At 65.4% G+C, this 17,863-nt stretch carries 20 protein-coding genes and 2 riboswitches; of the genes, 8 read left to right on the top strand and 12 right to left on the bottom strand.

The window, feature by feature from the left end; translation table 11 throughout:
• Positions 1-138 precede the first annotated feature (138 nt).
• The 8 genes from SMA01S_RS22430 to SMA01S_RS22395 all read right to left on the bottom strand — a co-directional run bounded on the left by SMA01S_RS22430 (position 139) and on the right by SMA01S_RS22395 (position 7,715).
• The gene (locus SMA01S_RS22430) at positions 139-435 is read right to left on the bottom strand and encodes a hypothetical protein (protein WP_066827526.1); all 297 of its coding nucleotides are present in this window, start codon (positions 433-435) and stop codon (positions 139-141) included.
• Between the two features lie 100 nt (positions 436-535).
• Positions 536-1,534: a type II secretion system F family protein gene (locus tag SMA01S_RS22425; RefSeq protein ID WP_066827524.1), complete on the bottom strand. Its 999-nt coding sequence runs from the start codon at positions 1,532-1,534 to the stop codon at positions 536-538.
• 4 nt (positions 1,535-1,538) lie between these two features.
• Positions 1,539-2,516: a type II secretion system F family protein gene (locus tag SMA01S_RS22420; protein ID WP_066827522.1), complete on the bottom strand. Its 978-nt coding sequence runs from the start codon at positions 2,514-2,516 to the stop codon at positions 1,539-1,541.
• A gap of 49 nt (positions 2,517-2,565) precedes the next feature.
• On the bottom strand, positions 2,566-3,870 hold the full coding sequence (locus SMA01S_RS22415; protein ID WP_066827520.1) for a CpaE/TadZ family protein: 1,305 nt from the start codon (positions 3,868-3,870) through the stop codon (positions 2,566-2,568).
• A gap of 1 nt (position 3,871) precedes the next feature.
• Positions 3,872-4,504 carry a CpaD family pilus assembly protein gene (locus SMA01S_RS22410; RefSeq protein WP_066827519.1) on the bottom strand — a complete coding sequence of 211 codons (633 nt, stop codon included), beginning with the start codon at positions 4,502-4,504 and terminating at the stop codon, positions 3,872-3,874.
• Between the two features lie 21 nt (positions 4,505-4,525).
• Complete coding sequence (locus SMA01S_RS22405; protein ID WP_066827518.1) at positions 4,526-6,166, bottom strand: type II and III secretion system protein family protein; 1,641 nt, start codon at positions 6,164-6,166, stop codon at positions 4,526-4,528.
• The gene (gene cpaB, locus SMA01S_RS22400) at positions 6,166-7,194 is read right to left on the bottom strand and encodes a Flp pilus assembly protein CpaB (RefSeq protein ID WP_066827517.1); all 1,029 of its coding nucleotides are present in this window, start codon (positions 7,192-7,194) and stop codon (positions 6,166-6,168) included. Before cpaB ends, SMA01S_RS22405 begins: the two co-directional genes overlap by 1 nt.
• A 50-nt stretch (positions 7,195-7,244) precedes the next feature.
• Positions 7,245-7,715, bottom strand: coding sequence for an A24 family peptidase (locus SMA01S_RS22395; RefSeq protein WP_084250517.1), 471 nt, complete (start codon positions 7,713-7,715; stop codon positions 7,245-7,247).
• A gap of 49 nt (positions 7,716-7,764) precedes the next feature.
• Here SMA01S_RS22395 and SMA01S_RS22390 point away from each other — a divergent pair, with 49 nt between their 5' ends.
• From SMA01S_RS22390 to SMA01S_RS24345, 3 genes are read left to right on the top strand one after another with little or no spacing between them, the layout of a single operon-like run.
• Positions 7,765-8,709: an alpha/beta fold hydrolase gene (locus SMA01S_RS22390; protein ID WP_066827516.1), complete on the top strand. Its 945-nt coding sequence runs from the start codon at positions 7,765-7,767 to the stop codon at positions 8,707-8,709.
• The gene (locus tag SMA01S_RS22385) at positions 8,706-9,788 is read left to right on the top strand and encodes an NAD(P)/FAD-dependent oxidoreductase (RefSeq protein ID WP_066827515.1); all 1,083 of its coding nucleotides are present in this window, start codon (positions 8,706-8,708) and stop codon (positions 9,786-9,788) included. Before SMA01S_RS22390 ends, SMA01S_RS22385 begins: the two co-directional genes overlap by 4 nt.
• A gap of 51 nt (positions 9,789-9,839) precedes the next feature.
• Complete coding sequence (locus tag SMA01S_RS24345; RefSeq protein WP_084250516.1) at positions 9,840-10,016, top strand: YegP family protein; 177 nt, start codon at positions 9,840-9,842, stop codon at positions 10,014-10,016.
• 35 nt (positions 10,017-10,051) lie between these two features.
• Here the strand turns inward: SMA01S_RS24345 and rnhA are convergent, their stop codons facing one another.
• The 3 genes from rnhA to ispH form a co-directional block, all read right to left on the bottom strand.
• Complete coding sequence (gene rnhA, locus SMA01S_RS22380; RefSeq protein WP_066827514.1) at positions 10,052-10,501, bottom strand: ribonuclease HI; 450 nt, start codon at positions 10,499-10,501, stop codon at positions 10,052-10,054.
• Positions 10,498-11,466 (bottom strand): homoserine kinase, encoded by a 969-nt coding sequence (gene thrB, locus SMA01S_RS22375; RefSeq protein WP_066827512.1) that lies wholly within the window; start codon positions 11,464-11,466, stop codon positions 10,498-10,500. Before thrB ends, rnhA begins: the two co-directional genes overlap by 4 nt.
• Before the next feature lie 87 nt (positions 11,467-11,553).
• Positions 11,554-12,510, bottom strand: a complete 957-nt coding sequence (ispH, locus tag SMA01S_RS22370) for a 4-hydroxy-3-methylbut-2-enyl diphosphate reductase (protein ID WP_066827510.1) — start codon at positions 12,508-12,510, stop codon at positions 11,554-11,556.
• Positions 12,511-12,748: 238 nt separating this feature from the next.
• Here ispH and SMA01S_RS22365 point away from each other — a divergent pair, with 238 nt between their 5' ends.
• The 3 genes from SMA01S_RS22365 to SMA01S_RS22355 all read left to right on the top strand — a co-directional run bounded on the left by SMA01S_RS22365 (position 12,749) and on the right by SMA01S_RS22355 (position 14,242).
• Positions 12,749-12,955 carry a cold-shock protein gene (locus tag SMA01S_RS22365; RefSeq protein ID WP_066827508.1) on the top strand — a complete coding sequence of 69 codons (207 nt, stop codon included), beginning with the start codon at positions 12,749-12,751 and terminating at the stop codon, positions 12,953-12,955.
• A 264-nt stretch (positions 12,956-13,219) separates the two neighbouring features.
• Positions 13,220-13,429, top strand: a complete 210-nt coding sequence (locus SMA01S_RS22360) for a hypothetical protein (protein ID WP_066827506.1) — start codon at positions 13,220-13,222, stop codon at positions 13,427-13,429.
• Between the two features lie 156 nt (positions 13,430-13,585).
• Positions 13,586-14,242: a hypothetical protein gene (locus SMA01S_RS22355; protein ID WP_245649398.1), complete on the top strand. Its 657-nt coding sequence runs from the start codon at positions 13,586-13,588 to the stop codon at positions 14,240-14,242.
• Between the two features lie 10 nt (positions 14,243-14,252).
• Here SMA01S_RS22355 and SMA01S_RS22350 read toward each other — a convergent pair whose 3' ends face one another.
• Positions 14,253-15,860, bottom strand: coding sequence for a hypothetical protein (locus SMA01S_RS22350; RefSeq protein WP_066827504.1), 1,608 nt, complete (start codon positions 15,858-15,860; stop codon positions 14,253-14,255).
• A 149-nt stretch (positions 15,861-16,009) separates the two neighbouring features.
• Positions 16,010-16,113: riboswitch (glycine riboswitch) on the top strand.
• Positions 16,114-16,223: riboswitch (glycine riboswitch) on the top strand.
• A 58-nt stretch (positions 16,224-16,281) separates the two neighbouring features.
• On the opposite strand from SMA01S_RS22350, the gene gcvT reads away from it, so the two are divergent.
• Together gcvT and gcvH are read left to right on the top strand one after the other, a co-directional pair.
• Positions 16,282-17,409 carry a glycine cleavage system aminomethyltransferase GcvT gene (gene gcvT / locus SMA01S_RS22345; RefSeq protein ID WP_066827502.1) on the top strand — a complete coding sequence of 376 codons (1,128 nt, stop codon included), beginning with the start codon at positions 16,282-16,284 and terminating at the stop codon, positions 17,407-17,409.
• Between the two features lies 1 nt (position 17,410).
• Positions 17,411-17,779 carry a glycine cleavage system protein GcvH gene (gene gcvH / locus SMA01S_RS22340; RefSeq protein WP_066827499.1) on the top strand — a complete coding sequence of 123 codons (369 nt, stop codon included), beginning with the start codon at positions 17,411-17,413 and terminating at the stop codon, positions 17,777-17,779.
• Positions 17,780-17,863: the final 84 nt, after the last annotated feature.

Here is a 17,863-nt window from a genome sequence, read left to right as displayed (position 1 = left end):
TGATGCGGGAGGGAGCGGCGCAGCCGCGGAAGGGTGAGGGGGAGTCACGAGCGATATCCCTGTGAGTCCCCCTCACCCTTCCCACTCGCTTCGCGAGCGGGCCCCTTCCCTCTCCCACAAGGGGAGAGGGAGATTCGATCAAACCGTCCGCGCCCGCAGCTCCGCGTTCTCCGCGGCAAGCTTCTCGTTGGCGGCGGTCAGGTCGATCTTGGCTTTTTCGAGATCGCGGACATAGGCATCGCGATTGGTCGTCAGCGCGTCGCGCTCGCGCATCTTGGCGTCGGTGTCCGTGCGATAGGCGGCGTGCGCGTCGCGCTCCGCTTCATAGCGGGTGCGCCACTTCGTGCCTCTCGGCGCCAGCATCAGCCCGAGGACCAGTCCGACGATCAGGACCAGCACGAGCACGGCGATCTGATTGGGGTCGGTGAACAGCATCGCGTTTCTCCCTGTTGGGATGTGAACGCATCATGCTGCGCCCGGTTGCCGGCTGGCGCAAGCTATCCCCCTCCCGCAGGCGAGAGGGGGATGGATTGGATCAATGGCCGCCGTGCAGGAAGGCGTCGTTGATGCTGCACGCCGCCGGACCCAGGATGACGATGAACAGGGTCGGCAGGATGAACAGGATCAGCGGCACGGTCATGATCGCCGGCAGGCGCGCGGCTTTTTCCTCGGCGCGCATCATGCGCTCGTTGCGGAATTCGGCCGACAGCACGCGCAGCGCCGATGCCAGCGGGGTGCCGTATTTCTCGGTCTGGATCATGGTCGTGACCACGCCCTTGACCGCGTCGAGATCGACGCGCGTCGCCAGATTCTCGAACGCCTGGCGGCGGTCGGACAGGAAGCCGAGCTCGATCGCGGTCAGCGCGAATTCGTCGCCCAGCTCGGGATAGGCTCGGCCCAATTCCTTGGACACGCGGTGGAACGCGACGTCGACGGTCAGACCGGCCTCGGCGCAGATCACCAGGAGATCGAGTGCGTCGGGGAGGCCCTTGCGGATCGCCGACGAGCGCTTCTGGATCTTGTTCTTGAGGTAGATGTCGGGACCCTTGTAGCCCAGGATGAAGGCGCCGGCGACCAGGCCATATTGCTTGAGCGGCGACCAGGTGGCGAACGCGTCGGTACCGTACACGAAATACAGCATCGGCAGGCCGAACAGGATCGGCAGGATCAGCCGGCCGAAAATGACCGCGACGGCATATTCCTTCTTGCGGATGCCGGCCTGGAGCAGCTTGGTCTGCGCGACCTTGACCTGGCTGTCCTGCAACACCTTGAGGCCCTGCAGGATGGTGCGGATGCGGTCGGTGGTCTCGTTCTTCTGGACCAGTTTCGCGCGCCGCTTGCTGGTCGAGGCGGTGATACCGGCCTTCAACTGTTCGCGGCGATCGTTAAGCGCCTTGACGCGGCGTGCCATCGGATCGCGCACGGTGGTCGCGGCGTAAATGGCGAGCATGACGGCGAATGCGGCGACCCCGGCGAGCAGGGTGCCTACCCAGAGGACGTCGACGCCGAGCAGGGTTGTGTGGTGCGGTTCCATGGCCTCAGATCTCGAAATTGACCATTTTGGCCATGATCAAGCCACCCAGCGACATCCAGATGAAGCCGCCGATACCGGCGACGATCAGGCGCTGATCGACGAAGAAATTGCCCATATAGGCCGGGCTGATCCACATGATCAGGCCGAACACGATGAACGGCAGCGAGCCGACGATATAGGCCGACGCTTTCGATTCGGACGACATCGCCTTGATCTTCAGCTTCATCTGTCCACGCTGGCGAAGCACCGTGGCGAGATTGGCGAGCGTTTCGGCGAGGTTGCCACCGGTCTCGCGCTGGATCGCGATCGAAATGACGAAGAACTGGAATTCCGGCGTGCCGAGACGGTCCGCGGTTTCCTGCAGCGCCGCGTCCATCGTGCGGCCGATCTTCATCTTGTCGGATACCGCGCGGAATTCCTCGCCGACCGGGCCGGCCACTTCGGCGCCCACCACGCCCATGGTTTCGCTGATCGGCAGGCCCGAACGCAGCCCGCGCACGAGCAATTCGATCGCGTCGGGGAATTTGGCGGTGAACTTGTTGACCCGGCGCTTGATGAAATAGCCGACCACGAAATGCGGCAGTCCGCCGCCGACGAACACGGCGATCAGGACGGAGATCGCGATCGGCGCGCCGCGGATCATCATCAGCGACGCTACGACTAGCATGATGCCGAACGTCGCCAGCCCGTATTGACCGACGGTCCAGGTCTTGCCGGTCATAGCCAGGCGCTTCTTGAGTACGGCCGGACGCGGCAGGAACCGCATCATCGCGGTGTCCATGTTGCTGTCGCGCTTGCCGGTGATGCGGCGCATTTGCGCTGCCATCGCCGCGTCGCTGGCAGCGCCGCTATGGCGTTCGCGGAGCGAGTTCAGCCGGCGCGTCTGCGCCTTTGCCGCCGACGGGCCGGCAAAGGCGAACGCCAGCAGCAACAGCATGGTCGCCGCTCCTGCAAACACCGTGATCAGCGGCACCAATGGCATCGCTCAAACGCTCCACTTGTTCGAGCCGGCCCGGATGGACCGGCCATGGTCAACTCGACTTCGCGGCTTTCTTGCCCGGCATCAGCGACTTGAGATCGGCGAACTTGCCCATCAACGACTGCCCAGCCGGTTTCCCCGCACCGTTCTTGCCTGCCGCTTTGCCCGCCGGCTCGGCCGAATCGCCGACCGCCAACAGACGGTTGGCGAGCTCGCCGATCGGCGCGACCGTCTTCGATCCCTTGCCGGCCTCGGCTAGCGTTTTGCCCAGCTTGGCCGCCTGTGCCGCCAATTTCTGGTCATACGGGATGACGAAATCGATGCGGCGCTCGATCGAGCTCTCGAAATCCTTGCGGTTGATCTCCAGCTGGCCACCGGCGGGCACCCGATTGGCGACCACCAGGACCTGGCTTCCGGGCGCGTTCGACTTCAACCACGACAGGATACGGATCGTGTCGCGTGCCGCGGCCAGCGTCAGCTCGGTGACGACCACCGTCGTCTGAATGTCGCTGATCAGATGCGGATGCTGGATCAGCTGCGCGCGCGGCAGGTCGACCACCGTGCATTCGAAGGCGGCCCGCATCTCTTCCTGCAATTGATAGAAAGCGGAGCCGTCGGTCATCATCGGCGAGTTGATCGGCGCTTCGGCCGACAACACGGCGAGACGCTCGCTGGCCTTGACCATCGCGCGTTCGATGAACAGCCCGTCGATACGGCTGGGATTTTCGATCGCGTCGGTCAGGCCGCGGCCCGGCTCGAGGTCGAGCGCCAGCGCGCCGGTACCGAAATGCACGTCGAGATCGAGCAACGCCGTGGTGCGGCCGCCCTTCTCGCTCATTAGCCAGGCGATCGAGGTCGCGATGGTTGAGGCGCCGGTGCCGCCGCGCGTGCCGATCACTGCGGTCGCGGAATGCGGGCGATCCGGCGAGACTTCGTTCAGCCGCGGTGCGTTCAATACGGCTTGGGCGCTGCCGAAAGTTTCGCGCAGCATGTCGGGATTGAGCGGTTTGAGCAGATAATCCTGGATCCCGCTCGCGGTCAGGTCGCGATACAGGCGAACATCGTTGACCTGGCCCGCCGCGATGACGACGGTGCCGGGCTCGCAGACTTCCGCCAGCGCATTGATGTCGTTGAGCGGATCGCCCGATTCGCTGAGGTCGACGAACAGCACTTGTGGGCTTGCCGAGACCGACAATGACTGGACCGCGTTACGCAGCCCGCCCTTGTTCACCTTCTCGGCCGACCAGCCCATCTCGGCGACGATCGGACGCAGCGCTTCGGCGGTCGTCTCGTCGCAGACATAGGCGACGAACGGCTCGCGATGCGCGACGCCAGCGGGTTTCCACGGCGCGTTCATCTTATTTGCCTCCCGTCGATTCGGATTTGACTGTGGTGCCGCCGCCCCCGGTCGGGGCGGCGCTACGATATGTGCCGATGGCGCGGTTCGAGGTGATCGGGTCGGCGGTGCCGTCACCCGTTTGACCACGGACCAGATCGAGCGGATCGGCGACCATCGCAGCTAGGCTTGCGTTGCTCGCGCAGCCGAAATTGGAGGTCGTGCTGCCTTGGAACTCGCTCGATCCGCTGCGCGTGAAGTCGGGGCAGCCCGGGACCGTGGCGATCGACCGGCTGACGACGACGCGAACCATGCCGGCGGCCATCGGCGCATTGGTGATCGGCGCGCGATCGGCAAGGCGCATGCCGTAGCCGGAGACGATCGCCGCGATCTGCGCGCGAGCGCGCGAGTCATAGGGATTGGGATCGTCTACCGAGATCTGGTCGCCATAATGCAATCGCATCGAGGCGAGCCAGCCGGCGACCCGTTCGGGCTCGCCCGGCGCCAGGCCAGCGGTGGTCGATTGCGCGTCGAACACATAATCCGTGCGGCTGACGACCGGCTGCTTGATCGAGTCGACACCTTGATTGAGCGTGCCGCAGCCACCCAGCATCAGCGCGGGAGCGGCGAGGGCGGCGATGAGGATCGTACGCATGATCTGACTGTTCCTCGCGCGTTACAGGCTGAAGCCGGGGGTGGCGGGCTGCTCGCCCTTTTTCGACTTCTTGGGCAGAAGGGCCTTCTTGTCGGCGGTCGCCGGATCGGAGCTCGGCTGCGGTGCGGTCGGCGCCGCCGGTACCGGCGCGTTGGCACCGATCGCCGGACCCGCGACCATCGGCACGGCCATGGTCGGCTTGGGACGATCGCCGCCGGTCGTGCCTTCGCCCAGACGGCCCAGGAAGACACGGCCGGCATCGTCTGGCGCTTTATAGCCGTCGGTCGGTAGCACGATCTCGTTGGCGTTGACCGGCCTCACCAGATACGGCGTGATGACGATCATCAATTCGCTTTCGTTGCGCTTCCAAGCGTTCGAGCGGAACAGCGCACCCAGGATCGGCACGTCGCCTAGCCCAGGAGTCTTGTCGACCGAATTGTCGGTACCGTTCTGCAACAGGCCGCCGATCACCAGGCTCTGCCCCGATCCCAGTTCGACTGTGGTTTCGGCGCGGCGCGTAGTCAGCGCCGGGATGGTGACGTTGCTGAGCGTGACGGCGCCCGCCGAAGACAGCTGCGACACTTCCGGTCGGACGCGCAACGAGATACGGCCATCGGCCAGCACCGTCGGTGTATAGGCCAGGCTGACACCATATTGCTTATATTCGACCGATACGGCGCCTAGGCCCTGGCTGACCGGGATCGGGATCTCGCCGCCCGCAAGGAACGATCCGGTCTCGCCCGACAAGGCGGTCAGGTTCGGGTTCGCGAGCGTGGTGACCTGACCGTTGGTTTCGCCGAGGTCGAGCGCCGTCAGCACGTTGGTGCCCAAAAGGCGACCCGCCATCCCGATCGTCGACCGCTGTGCGCCGAGGGTATAGGTCGACGTCTTTGCGCCTGTGGTCGGATCGATCGTGATCGTTCCGGCGCCGCCATTGTCCGAACCGAATAGGAAGCCGCCGCCCGGACTGTCCTTGGTGTTGAGGCGGACGCCGATATTCTTGACGAAGCTCTTCGAAACTTCGGCAAACTTGACCTGTAAATTGACTTGCAGCGGCGTCGCGCTGCGGAGGCGGTTGATCACCGCGATCTTCAATGGCGTCGCCGCATTGGTGACGTCGATGCCGGGGTTGAGCAAGGCGGCGACGATCTGCTGCGCCTGCGCGACATCGGCGGGCGCCGCCACGGTACCCGTCAGGACGGCGAGCTGGCCCACCGTGATCACCTTGATGTCGGCATCCGGCATGGCGGCCTTCATCATGCGATCGATCGAAGTCAGGTTCTGGCCGACACGAACGTTGGTCGAATAGATCACCCGGCCGTTGGCCGCGGTGACGAACACCGTGGTCGTCCCGTAATCCTTGCCGAACAGACGAATCTGGCGCGGGTTGCTCACGTCGACATCGGCGACGTTCTGATTGGCGACCCAGACATCGGCGGCATCGGCGGGCAGGGTGATGACCTCACCCTGGCCGACCGAAAGCACGACTTCGCTCGTCGGGCGTTGCGTGCCCTGGGGCAAGCCACCGACACGAACAGGCTTGGCCGGCGCGCGGCGGGTGGTCTGGCGACCGCCGCCGGCGGCTTCGACCGGCATGGTCGCCACCAGTGCCGTCGCGACGGTAGCCGCCACGATCCGGTTCAGTACGATTGTCGCTTGCATCACTTCTTCCCCCCACGACCGATTGGTACCTCGGTCACGTTGCTCCCGCGGACGATACGCACCGTGGGACCGGTAATGGCCGGGGCGCCGCCCGGAATGCCTGCAGTTCCACCAGCTGCCGTCGCGTCTGTGCCCTTGCCCGGCACGGTACGGCGCTGGAAGCGCGAGACGTCGGCACCGGTGGCAAAGGTGGTCTTGCCGGCGATCGGCTGCGTGTCGGCAGTTGCGAGCATTGCCTTCTCGGCCTTCGGATCCTTGCCGTCGGGCACCTTCACCGATCCATCGGCGATCGCCTGATCGAGCTCGGACGCCGAGTCGGCGAGGGGGCGCAGCACTAGCGAAAGGTCGCCCAAGGTGCGTGCCACCGAAATCTTCTCCGCGATTGCCGGCGTCGCCTCGATCGTCACCATCGAGATGTTACGGACCACGGTCTTGCCCTGGTCGTCGACATCGCTGGTGGTGCGCTGATCGGTTGCCAGCACGCGGAGGTTCTTCATGATCGTTTCGGCCACCTTGAGCGGCGGGCCATCGCCGCCGCCGGCAACGGTCTGGGACAGCGTCAGGTCGACACGGTCGCCCGGAAACACGAAACCCGCGACCGAATTCTCGTTGCGAACCGGAAAGGTGACCGCGCGCATGCCGGGCGTCAGCGCCGCGGCGAGGAAGCCACGGTCGCCCGGCTTGACCAGCGACCCCTGGGTCAGCGGCTGCCCGGCGGTGATCACCGAGCGCACGACCGTGCCCTGCAAGGTCTTCGGATCGAATCCGTCCTTGCGGATATAATAGGCGTTCTCGACCAGCTCTTTCGGCCAAGGCTGGAACTTGAAGCTGGTCGCATCCAGGATCGTGCCCATCGGCAGCGCCTTGGTCGCGACGAGCACTTCGGTGCCGGTCTGAACCGGCGCGATGGGCGCCTGGGCCGAGGCCACGGGAGCGCTCGATCCGACGATCAGGCTGCGCGCCATGAACGCGGTGATGGCTGCGACGAAAAGCGCGCCCACCAGCAAAATGATCTTCCGACTATCCATGACGCTTCGTGCCCCGTTGTGGCGATGACCCCGACTTGATCATCGTTAATCTACGCAAAGTGGTTAAATATCGGTTCACCGAGCGCGACCATCGATGCCATGGCGATCGCGACGCCGTAGGGCGTCTCGACAGCACCCGGCGCTTTGCGGCGCCAATGGTCGAACATCATGATCAGCGTCAGCAGGCCGCCGATGATCGACATGACCAGCAGCATGAAAAGGAGAGTTGGGCCGGGAAGCCACAGCGCGAGTGCGCCGATCATCTTGACGTCACCGCCGCCCATCCAGCCGAAATGGAAGGCACCGGCGAACAGCGCGAACACGCCGATCGCGATCCCGATTTGCCACGCCACATCGGCCCAGCCATAGCCTAGAGCCCACCACCAGGCAGGCGCCAGCAGCGCGATCGCGGCGTTCTTCCAATTGGCGATCTCTCGGGTCCGCGCGTCCTCGATGCCCGCCGCCAGCAGGATCAGAACGAGTGCTCCCCCGAGCACATAAGACAGAATTCCCCAGCCCATCTGACCATAGACCTAGACGGCATGGCTTTCTAAAAAGTAACCAGCGCGGATGGTCTCTTCAGAAACAGCGCGCCGAACCTATCCCGACGGCAGCTCGATATCGTTCTGGACCGCCCCCGATGGCTGGCAATTGCGCCGCTTCGACTGGCCGTCCGCCGCGGCCGCGCCGCGCGGATCGATCTTGTTCCAGGGCGGGCGCGGGGACATCTTCGAAAAATATCTCGAGACCTTTCATCACTGGCATGATCTGGGTTGGACGATCACGTCGTTCGACTGGCGCGGCCAGGGCGGATCCGGGCGGCTGACCGACGACCCCCATGTCGGCGATATCGACCGGTTCGGGACCTATCTCGCTGATTATGGCGCGTTCTGGCGGGAATGGGTGGCCGCGACGCCGGGGCCGCATGTCGCCATGGGACATTCGATGGGGGGGCATCTGGTCTGTCGCGCGCTGGCCAAGGTGCTGGCCGAGCCCGATGCGGCAGTCCTGATCGCGCCGATGATGGGGCTGCATGCGCCGATCAGCGCCGGGTTCGGTGAGCGAATCGCCGAAATCGCGATGAAGCTGGGCAATCCGCAGCGGCGCGCCTGGAAGTCGAACGAGAAGCCGGGCACGACCGATTCGCGGATGTCGCTGCTCACCCACGATCCCGACCGTTATTCCGACGAGCCGTGGTGGTGGGAGCAGAAGCCCGAGATCAAATTGGGCCCGCCGAGCTGGCGCTGGGTGGTGCGCGCGTTCGAATCCACGCGCCGGCTGCGCGTCAGTCGGCGCGTGAAGCTGGTCAGGACACCGGTGCTCGTGCTGGTCGCCGAAGCCGACAAGCTGGTACGCGCGGCCGACGCGATCAAGGTCGCGGGGCTGCTGCCCGATGCCCGCCTGGTCCGGTTCGGCAACGAAAGCGCGCATGAAATCCTGCGCGAGGTTGACCCTGTCCGCAATCGCGCCTTGGGGGAAATCGACATCTTCCTTTCGGCACGAGCGCAGCAATGACCTACGACATCGCCATCATCGGCGCCGGGATCGCCGGCGCCGCGCTCGCGGCCGAGGTCGCGCCGCACGCCAGCGTGCTGATTCTCGAAGCCGAGGACGTTGCCGGCTATCACGCGACCGGACGATCGGCGGCCTTCTGGGAAGAGACCTATGGCGGCCCCGCGATTCAGCCGCTGACCGCGGCGTCACGCGCGATGCTCGACGCCGGCGGGTTCCTCCAGCCGTTGGGGGGGCTGCATATCGGCCGCGAAGAGGAACGCGGCCAGATCGAAGCGATGCTGTCCCAATTCGCCGGCACCGGCGTCGACCTGACGTTGGTCGATCCGCGCGATCGTATTTCCGGCCTGCGCCCGGAATGGACTCTCGCGGTCTGGGAGCCGAGCTGTGCCTATATCGACGTCGCCGGGCTTCACGCCGCCGCGCTGTCGCGCGCGAAGAAGGCGGGCGCCGACTTGGTGCTCGATGCTGGACTGACCGCGGCCTCGCGGAGCGGTGACGCGTGGCAGCTCGAGACGAAGGCCGGCCCGTTCGCTGCCAGGATCCTGGTCAATGCCGCCGGTGCCTGGGTCGATCAGGTCGCGGCGATGGCCGGGGTCGCGCCGATCGGCATCCGGCCGCTGCGTCGCGCGCTCGTCCAGCTCCGCGTCGATCCGCCGGTGCCCGACGATGCGCCGCACGTCGCGCACATCGGCGGGGACTTCTATTTCAAGCCGGAATCCGGCGGCCGGCTCTGGCTGAGCCCGCATGACGAGGTGCCGAGCGAGCCCGGCGACGTCCAGCCCGAGGAGATCGACATCGCGATCGCGATCGACCGGCTGGAACACGTCGTCGACTGGACAATCGAGCGGGTCGAACGCAGCTGGGCGGGATTGCGCAGCTTTGCGCCCGATCGCTTGCCGGTCTATGGGTTCGACAATCGCGTGCCGGGCTTCTTCTGGTGCGCGGGTCAGGGCGGGTTCGGCATCCAGACCGCGCCGGCGGCCTCGCTGGTCGCGGCATCGTTGCTGCTCGGCACCGCGCCAGATCCGCTCGTCGCGGAAATCGACCGGGATCGTTACACCCCCGCGCGGTTGCGCTAGCGCGGCGTATCGCCTCCGGCTAATCTGGATCAGCCAATAGAGGAGGCCCCGATGGCTCACACGTTCGAGATTTACAAGGACAAGGCCGGCGAGTTCCGCGTGCGCTTCAAGTACAATAGCGAGGTCATGTTCTCGACCGAAGGCTATGCGAGCAAGGACTCGGCCAAGAGCGCCATCGACTCGATCAAGAAGAATGGTCCAGGGGCCGAAGTCGAAGACAATAGCTGATTTTCGGGTGCCGGTTCAGCTCGGCTGGACCGGTGCTACCCCTTAGCGGCGGCGAAGGCGGCGTCGCTTGCCAGTTTGTCGGCCCGCTCATTGTCGGGGTGGCCGGCATGGCCTTTCACCCAGACCCATTCGACGCGATGCGGCGCGGCGGCGTCAATCAGTGCCTGCCATAGCTCGGCATTCTTGACCGGCTTCTTGTCGGCGGTCTTCCAGCCGTTCTTGCGCCAGCCATGGATCCACTTGGTCAGACCATCCATCACGTAACGGCTGTCGGTCGACAGCGTCACGCGACACGGGCGCTTCAGGGCGTTGAGCCCTTCGATCGCCGCCATCAGCTCCATGCGGTTGTTGGTGGTCAGCTTCTCGCCGCCCGACAATTCCTTCTCGCGGCTGCCCATACGGATCAGCACGCCCCAGCCGCCCGGCCCGGGATTGCCCTTGCACGCGCCATCGGTCGCGATTTCGACATGGGAGAGTTCGGTCATGCCAGCGACTTGAAATCGCGCACGAAGCCAGGATCGTAGATCTTGAGCCGGCGCCAGTAAGCGAGCGGATCCTTGCGCGTCACCATCGCGTCGGCCGGCGTGTTGAGCCAGTCCCAGGCGCGGCTGAGGAAGAAGCGGATGCAGGCCCCGGCGGCAAAGCCGGGCAGCGCCGCACGTTCCTCGTCGCTCAGCGGCAGCGTACGGTGATAGCCGCGGATCAGCGCCTCGCCGATCGCGGGATGATGTGTCGTCCCGCTGGCGTCGAACGACCAGGCGGTGTGCATGACCGCGAGATCGTAAATGCGCGCATCACTGCACGCGAAATAGAAGTCGATCAGCCCCGTGACGTCGCTGCCTCGCATCAGGACGTTATCGGGGAACAGGTCGGCGTGGATCGTTCCTTGCGGAAAACGATCGCCTTGCCAGCCGCGCACGACGCGATCGACCATGGCGCCGGCCTCGGCATGGAGGTTGTCTGCCATGTCGTCGAGCGATCGGCCGCAGCGATCGAACAGAGGTTGCCAGGTGCGAACGCCCATCGAATTGTCGCGCACCAGCGTGAAGTCGGTCAGGCTGGCGTGCATCCGTCCCATTGCCGCGCCTGCCGCCTCGGCCTGCGCCGCGGTCGGATGGCTGACTGAAACCCCGGGCAGGAACCTGATCAAACACGCCGGGCGCCCTTCGAGCGTCTGGATTGCTTCGCCGGTCCGATCCTTGATCGCCGGCGGCACCGGGTTGCCGCGATCGGCGAGATGGTCGAGCAGTGCCATGAAATAGGGCAGGTCGTCGGCTTCGACGCGTTTTTCGTAGAGCGTCAGGATGAAGCGGCCCTGGGTCGTGTCGACCAGATAATTGGAATTCTCGACGCCCTCGGCGATGCCCTTGGCCGAGACCAGTTCGCCAACATCGTAGCGCAGGAGGAATTCCTCCAGCGCCTCCGCCGAAACCTGGGTATAAACCGCCATCCTACACCGTCATGCCAGCGAAAGCTGGCATCTCGTCGCGGGAAATACTGCCGGAGACCCCAGCTTGCGCTGGGGTGACGCTATCGCTCACGCCGCCGCCTCTAGTCCGCGCGGGAGCTTGAACGTGATCGTCTCCTGCGTCGTCTCGACTTCGCGTTCGGTTATATCAAAGCGTTCGGCGAGTCGGTCGATCAGTTCGCGCACCAACTGCTCGGGCGCCGACGCGCCGGCGGTGATGCCCAACGTGTCGATGCCGTCGAGAAATCCCCAGTCGAGATCGCTCGCGCGCTGGATCAGCCGAGCCGGAATGCCCTGGCGCTCGGCCACCTCGACCAGCCGCAGCGAGTTGGAGGAATTGGGCGCGCCGAGCACCAACACCGCATCGCACGCGCTGGCGATCGCCTTGATCGCGGCCTGGCGGTTGGAGGTCGCGTAACAGATATCCTCGCCGCGCGGCACCTGGATGGCGGGGAATTTGGCCAGGAGCGCGGCGACCACTTCGGCGGTGTCGTCGACCGACAAGGTCGTCTGGGTCAGGAATGACAAGGTCTCGGGGTCGCGCGGCTCGAACGTCGCCACATCGGCGACCGTCTCGACCAATGTCATCGATCCTTCGGGCACCTGGCCGAACGTGCCGATCACTTCGGGATGGCCGGCATGGCCGATGAACACGATGTGCCGACCCGCGGCGACCAGTCGCTCGGCCTGGCGGTGCACCTTGCTGACCAGGGGGCAGGTCGCATCGAGATAGGACAGGCCGCGCTCGGCCGCCTTGGCCGGCACCGCCTTGGGCACGCCGTGCGCGCTGAACACCACGGGCACGCCATCCGGCACCTCGTCGAGCTCCTCGACGAAGATCGCGCCCTTGGCTCTCAGAGTGTCGACGACGAACTTGTTATGGACGATCTCGTGCCGGACATAGACAGGCGCGCCATATTTCTCGATCGCCAGCTCGACGATGCGGATCGCGCGATCGACGCCCGCGCAGAAACCGCGCGGCGCCGCGATCAGCAGCTCGAGTGTTCTTTTCGGGGCGGAAGCCATGGCCGGCGCTCTACGCGATTGCTCGGCTGAGGCAAAGGCGGTTTGAGGAGCGATCCGTCGTCCAATTGGTCGTTCGCCAAACCCATCATTGCTTTTTTCGCCCGCAACGCCCATATAGTGACGGCTATCGTCGCAGGCGACGGAAACCGACGCTTCCGAGCCGACTCTTCCCTTTCTCGCTTCTAGCTCCGCGCGCACGAGCGTGCGGACAATCTACGTTCCTTGAAAGGGATATCTCATGCCAATCGGCAAAGTAAAATTCTTCAACGCCGACAAAGGCTATGGCTTCATTTCGCCGGAAGGCGGCGGCAATGACAGCTTCGTCCATATCAGCGCGGTCGAACGCGCCGGCATGACGACGCTCCAGGCCGACCAGCGCGTGTCGTACGACATCGAAAACGACCAGCGCGGCAAGTCGTCGGCTGTGAACCTTCAGGCAGTCTGACCTAAACGGGCGGTGCGGATGACATCCGTGGGGCAGGTCGCTGAGACCTGTCCAGCCAGTCTTGCTCGCCGCCCCGAAGGTTAACCTGCTTGTGCCGCCGGCGCGATCCTATCGCTCCGGCGGCATGCACTTCCGTCGCGTTCGATGCGTGCCGCCTGTCGGGCTTGGCGCGATCGTCATCGCCGATCAGGCGATTTTCACGCGACGTTTATCGATCGCACGGCTCCGCAATCCGGCGCCCGCGACGTTCTTCAGGAGATAGTCATGTCGAGAACACCCGTTCGCCCCTTCCTCGTGGCCAAAGACGAAGAGGGCGTGTTCCGCGTGACCGTGCGGACGACGCGGTTCAATTCGCAGGGCTATCCGCTCGTCTCGAGCGAAGTGCTGGGGGATGCGTTCAAGACGCAGACCGCCGCGCGCACGTTCGTCCGCGAAACCTATCGCGTCGAGTCCAGCGACATCGCCAGCAAATAGGCGCGACTTCTCGTCCTGCCGCGGGTCGTCGACGAAACGCGCGCGCGCCTGTTGCCGCGCTCGGGTTGCGACCCTATGGTGACGGCCGCTTTATGTAAGGTCAGGGGCCATGGCGCGTGCCGCGGCCCCTTCCCGTGTCGAAAAGGTCTGCCGTTCGTGTCACCCCGCTTCCTTGCCGCTCCGATCGCTCTCGTGCTGGTCCTTGGCGGCTGCGCCAGCCGTGGCGAACTCGACATTTCCGAATCGGGTGCAGGCGTCACCGCGGTGCGCACGCCATGTCCGACGGTCGGCGTGCCGGCGGGGACCGGCGATCTTACCACCTTCGATCCCGCGACCAGCCGCGATGCCAATGCGATCGACGTGGTCGCGGCGATGACCGACGTACGCTCGACCTGCAACAATGACGGTGCGAGCGCCCAGGTCCTCACCAACATTACCTTCACCGTACTCGCGCGTCGGGCCCGCGCCGATGGCGCGCGCGATGTGACCTTGCCCTATTTCGTCACCGTGGTTCAGGGCGGCAACGCCGTCGTCGCCAAGCATGTCGGTCGCGTCGTTGTCCATTTCGATGCCGGCCAGACGCGGGCGAGCGCAAATGGTTCGGCCACGGCCAGCGTCGATCGCTCGGCGGCGACGCTGTCCGACGAGGTCAGGCGCCGGATCACCGAAAAGCGCAAGGCGGGCAAGGAATCCGCCGCGGTCGATCCGCTGAGCGCGCCCGACGTACGCAACGCCGTGCTGCGCGCCACGTTCGAGGCACTGGTCGGTTTCCAGCTGACCGACGACCAGCTCAAATATAACGCGACGCGCTAAACGCGCGGAATCATTGGGCTGGGCGCGTCGCGGCGGTACGACAGGGCCCGTCGTCCGCCGCTCTTGACGGCATCACCAGATAGACCGTCGACCGCGTATTCGCCCGGATAACTTTCAGGTCCGGCGCGCAGGCCGCGCCGGTCGGAAAACCGATCGTCCACACATAACCGAACGTCCGGCGATCGAATGTCGCGATCGCCTGCTGCAGCGACATGCTGCCGGGCACCGTTGCCGGGTAGATCAGTTGCGACGGGTCGCGATCGAACGGCGCCGCGCTCGGATGCAGCGGACGGACCAGTTGCTGGCCGGCCAGCGCCCATTGCTCGTTGGTGAAGATTCGGCGCCGCGCGATGGCCAGACCGGCGATGTGGCTGAGCCGCGGATTGGTCCAATTGTCCGCCGCGGGTTCGTTGACCAGCACCAGCACGCTCGCGCCCTGCGGCATCGCGTCGATCGCGCGGAGTGCCGCTGTCTGACCTTGGGCAAAGAGCAGGAATGCCAGCGTGGTTGTCGCCATGCGGATCACGAAAAAAGCCACCGCGAGCCTCGCGATCCGGGCCTCCAGCTTGTTGTCACCCGCCGCAACCTCGATCGCGAGCAACGCGAGCGCGACCGTCATCGGCAGCAAGCGCATGTCGACCATCGAGCCCCCCGCGTAAAAAGCGGGCAGCAACACGAACGCGATTGCTCCGAAGAGTGCGGGAACCGCGAGGACCGGCGCAAGTGCAAGCCGCTGCGATCGCAATGCCAAAGCGATGACGGCATAAAGCAGCATGGCGCAGAGGACGTCGTAGACTTGCCAGCGTTCGCGCAGCAGCGAACCGACCCAGAACAGCTTGAGCCTGACATCGAACCAGTCGCCGGTGCCGCCGGTAAGGTGATCGGGGCCGCCAAGCGCCAACAGGACGAGTGGAAGCGACATCGGCGCACACATCAGCGCGGCGCGAACGCCGGCGCCAACGACCGTGCGCCCCGCTTTTCGCCCGATCGCCCATTCGGCGCCGAACACGAACAGTCCGAGCATCGCCCAGCCGAACGAATGACAGACGAAGATCAGGCACGATATCGGCACGAAGATGAGGGCGCGGACCCAGGGCGCCGATCCGCGCGCCAGCCGCAGCCAGAGTGCCAGCGCCGCCAGCACCAGCGCGGCCGCCAGCGCGAAGTTCACGAAGCCGAGCTGGAACGGCGATGCATAGGCCAGCGGCAGCGCGAATAGGGCGGTCGCCGGCACGCGCCCATGAACCTCGCGCGCCAGCCACAGCATCGCCGCCACGGACACCAAGGGGATTAGCAGGACGATGACCTTGGTGGCGAGCTCGATCCCCAGCAACGGTGAGAGGGCGAGCACCAGCCCGTCGACACCGAGATTGCCGATCAGCGCCCAATGCACCGCATAATGCTCGCTCAACGGCGGTCGGCCGGCCTCCGCCATGATACGATACCGCCCGATATGACCGGGCAGGTCGGACAGCGGGGGGACAGCCGGCCATAGCAACGGCACCACCGCCAGCGCGATGAACAGCGCGATCGCGGCGCGCGTTCGCCACCAGCGCCGAATCGCGATCGGCTCGTCCGCCGCGGCGCGCGTCTCCCGCGGTGAATTCGGATCCGACATGCCGGCAATTCATGCCCGCGCCTCCACCGAAAGCCAAGCGATCGAGCGTGGCCGATCCAACCAAACCCGCCGTCAACAGGCGTTCTCCGATTCTCGCTGCTGTCTCCCGTTGACTCGGTTGCTGCACCGCGTCACAGCATGGGCCAGTCGCTGACGACGCGGGAGAGCGCGGACCCTTCTCAAAAGGAAGACGTCCGCCGCCGAAGGAGCAACCGCCCCGGAATCTCTCAGGCAAACGGACCGCGTTTGTCGACAGCGACGCTCTGGAAAGCGTGCGGGGGCGATGTCCCCGTGCCACCGAAGGGGTAAGCCGGGCCGACAGGCGTGGTGAAAGCTCTCAGGTTCCGTGACAGAGGGGGCGGCGGATATTCGGTCCTTGCGGGCCGTTGTCGCGCCGTCATCTGTTATCGGGAGACCTGGGGTGAGCGACGAAGCCGAAACCGAGATCGAACTGCAGACGCTCCCGCTGGATGCCTGGCATCGCGCGCGCGGCGGGCGGATGGTGCCGTTCGCCGGCTATCACATGCCGGTCCAATATGAAGGCATCATGGCCGAGCATCTGTGGGTGCGCGACTCGGCCGGGCTGTTCGACGTCAGCCATATGGGACAGCTGCTGCTCAGCGGTCCCAATCTCGACGACGAGTTGGAGAAGCTGATCCCCGCCGATGTCAAAGGCGTGAAGCTTCACGGCCAGAAATATTCGCTGCTGCTCGCCGACAATGGCGGGATCCTCGACGACCTCATGTTCACCCGCTGGGAAGACGGTATCTATATGGTGGTCAACGGCGCGGTGAAGTACGACGACATCGCGCATCTTCGCGACCATCTTCCCGACGAAATCACGCTCAACCACATGGACGAGCAAGCGTTGCTGGCGTTGCAGGGCCCGAAGGCAGCCGAGGCGCTGGGCCGGCTGGTGCCGGGTGTCACCGACCTGGTGTTCATGACGGGTGGGCGGTTCGACTGGAATGGCGTGCCCCTGTGGATCAGCCGCTCGGGCTATACCGGAGAGGACGGGTTCGAGATTTCTGTGCCCGGCGACCGGGCGGAGGCGCTGGCCGATGCGCTCTGCGCCGAACCCGAAGTGAAGCCGATCGGTCTCGGCGCGCGCGACTCGCTGCGGCTTGAGGCTGACCTGCCGCTCTATGGCCACGATCTCGATCCCGAGACGACGCCGCTGATGGCGGCGCTCGGTTTCGCGGTCGCCAGCAAGCGCCGCCGCGAGGAAGCCAATTACCCCGGTGCCGCGCGCATCCTGGCCGAGCGTGAGCAGGGCCCGGTGGTCAAGCGCGTCGGCCTGCTGGTCGAGGGCCGCCAGCCGGTCCGTGAGGGCGCCGCGGTGCTCGATGCTGACGGCTCCGAGGTCGGGAAGGTCACGTCTGGCGGCTTCGCCCCGACGCTCGGCGCGCCGATCGCGATGGCCTATGTGCCCGCCGCGATGGCGGAGGTCGGCACCAGGATTCAACTCAATCAGCGCGGCAAGGTCCATGAAGCGACCGTCGCCGCGATGCCTTTCGTACCTCACCGCTATGTCCGAGGAGCCAAGTAAGATGCGCTATTTCACCGAAGATCATGAATGGGTCGATGTCGATGGCGATATCGGCACGGTCGGCATCACCGATTATGCCCAGGGCCAGCTCGGCGACATCGTGTTCGTCGACGTCCCCGAAGAGGGCAAGACCGTCACCAAGGGCGACGAGGCCGCAGTGGTCGAATCGGTCAAGGCCGCGTCGGACGTCTATTCGCCCGTCTCCGGCACGGTGATCGAGGGCAATGCCGAGCTCGCCGACAATCCTGGCCTGGTCAACGAGGACGCCGATGGCGAGGGCTGGTTCTTCAAGCTGACCCTGAGCGACCCGGACGAGCTCAAGGACCTGATGGACGAAGCCAAATACGACGCGTTCGTCGCGAAGCTGTGACCTAAAATAGCCCCTCCCCTTCAGGGGAGGGGTTGGGGTGGGGCCTCTCCACGGGCGATGTGCTTGAGGCACCGGCCCCCCCCC

This window comes from Sphingomonas mali NBRC 15500, from assembly GCF_001598415.1.
GTDB classification, from domain to species: Bacteria; Pseudomonadota; Alphaproteobacteria; order Sphingomonadales; family Sphingomonadaceae; genus Sphingomonas; species Sphingomonas mali.
This window is presented reverse-complemented; position numbering and strand designations above follow the sequence as displayed.

Excerpts from the sequence above, each read along its gene's own strand:
- SMA01S_RS22365 (WP_066827508.1), top strand. The coding sequence starts at position 12,749 with ATGCCAATCGGCAAAGTAAAATTCTTCAACGCCGACAAAGGCTATGGC.
- SMA01S_RS22350 (WP_066827504.1), bottom strand. The coding sequence starts at position 15,860 with ATGTCGGATCCGAATTCACCGCGGGAGACGCGCGCCGCGGCGGACGAG.
- cpaB (WP_066827517.1), bottom strand. The coding sequence starts at position 7,194 with ATGGATAGTCGGAAGATCATTTTGCTGGTGGGCGCGCTTTTCGTCGCA.
- SMA01S_RS22360 (WP_066827506.1), top strand. The coding sequence starts at position 13,220 with ATGTCGAGAACACCCGTTCGCCCCTTCCTCGTGGCCAAAGACGAAGAG.
- ispH (WP_066827510.1), bottom strand. The coding sequence starts at position 12,510 with ATGGCTTCCGCCCCGAAAAGAACACTCGAGCTGCTGATCGCGGCGCCG.
- SMA01S_RS22430 (WP_066827526.1), bottom strand. The coding sequence starts at position 435 with ATGCTGTTCACCGACCCCAATCAGATCGCCGTGCTCGTGCTGGTCCTG.
- SMA01S_RS22420 (WP_066827522.1), bottom strand. The coding sequence starts at position 2,516 with ATGCCATTGGTGCCGCTGATCACGGTGTTTGCAGGAGCGGCGACCATG.
- SMA01S_RS22415 (WP_066827520.1), bottom strand. The coding sequence starts at position 3,870 with ATGAACGCGCCGTGGAAACCCGCTGGCGTCGCGCATCGCGAGCCGTTC.
- SMA01S_RS22410 (WP_066827519.1), bottom strand. The coding sequence starts at position 4,504 with ATGCGTACGATCCTCATCGCCGCCCTCGCCGCTCCCGCGCTGATGCTG.
- SMA01S_RS22385 (WP_066827515.1), top strand. The coding sequence starts at position 8,706 with ATGACCTACGACATCGCCATCATCGGCGCCGGGATCGCCGGCGCCGCG.
- rnhA (WP_066827514.1), bottom strand. The coding sequence starts at position 10,501 with ATGACCGAACTCTCCCATGTCGAAATCGCGACCGATGGCGCGTGCAAG.
- SMA01S_RS24345 (WP_084250516.1), top strand. The coding sequence starts at position 9,840 with ATGGCTCACACGTTCGAGATTTACAAGGACAAGGCCGGCGAGTTCCGC.
- SMA01S_RS22425 (WP_066827524.1), bottom strand. The coding sequence starts at position 1,534 with ATGGAACCGCACCACACAACCCTGCTCGGCGTCGACGTCCTCTGGGTA.
- SMA01S_RS22390 (WP_066827516.1), top strand. The coding sequence starts at position 7,765 with ATGGTCTCTTCAGAAACAGCGCGCCGAACCTATCCCGACGGCAGCTCG.
- gcvH (WP_066827499.1), top strand. The coding sequence starts at position 17,411 with ATGCGCTATTTCACCGAAGATCATGAATGGGTCGATGTCGATGGCGAT.
- thrB (WP_066827512.1), bottom strand. The coding sequence starts at position 11,466 with ATGGCGGTTTATACCCAGGTTTCGGCGGAGGCGCTGGAGGAATTCCTC.
- SMA01S_RS22405 (WP_066827518.1), bottom strand. The coding sequence starts at position 6,166 with ATGCAAGCGACAATCGTACTGAACCGGATCGTGGCGGCTACCGTCGCG.
- SMA01S_RS22395 (WP_084250517.1), bottom strand. The coding sequence starts at position 7,715 with ATGGGCTGGGGAATTCTGTCTTATGTGCTCGGGGGAGCACTCGTTCTG.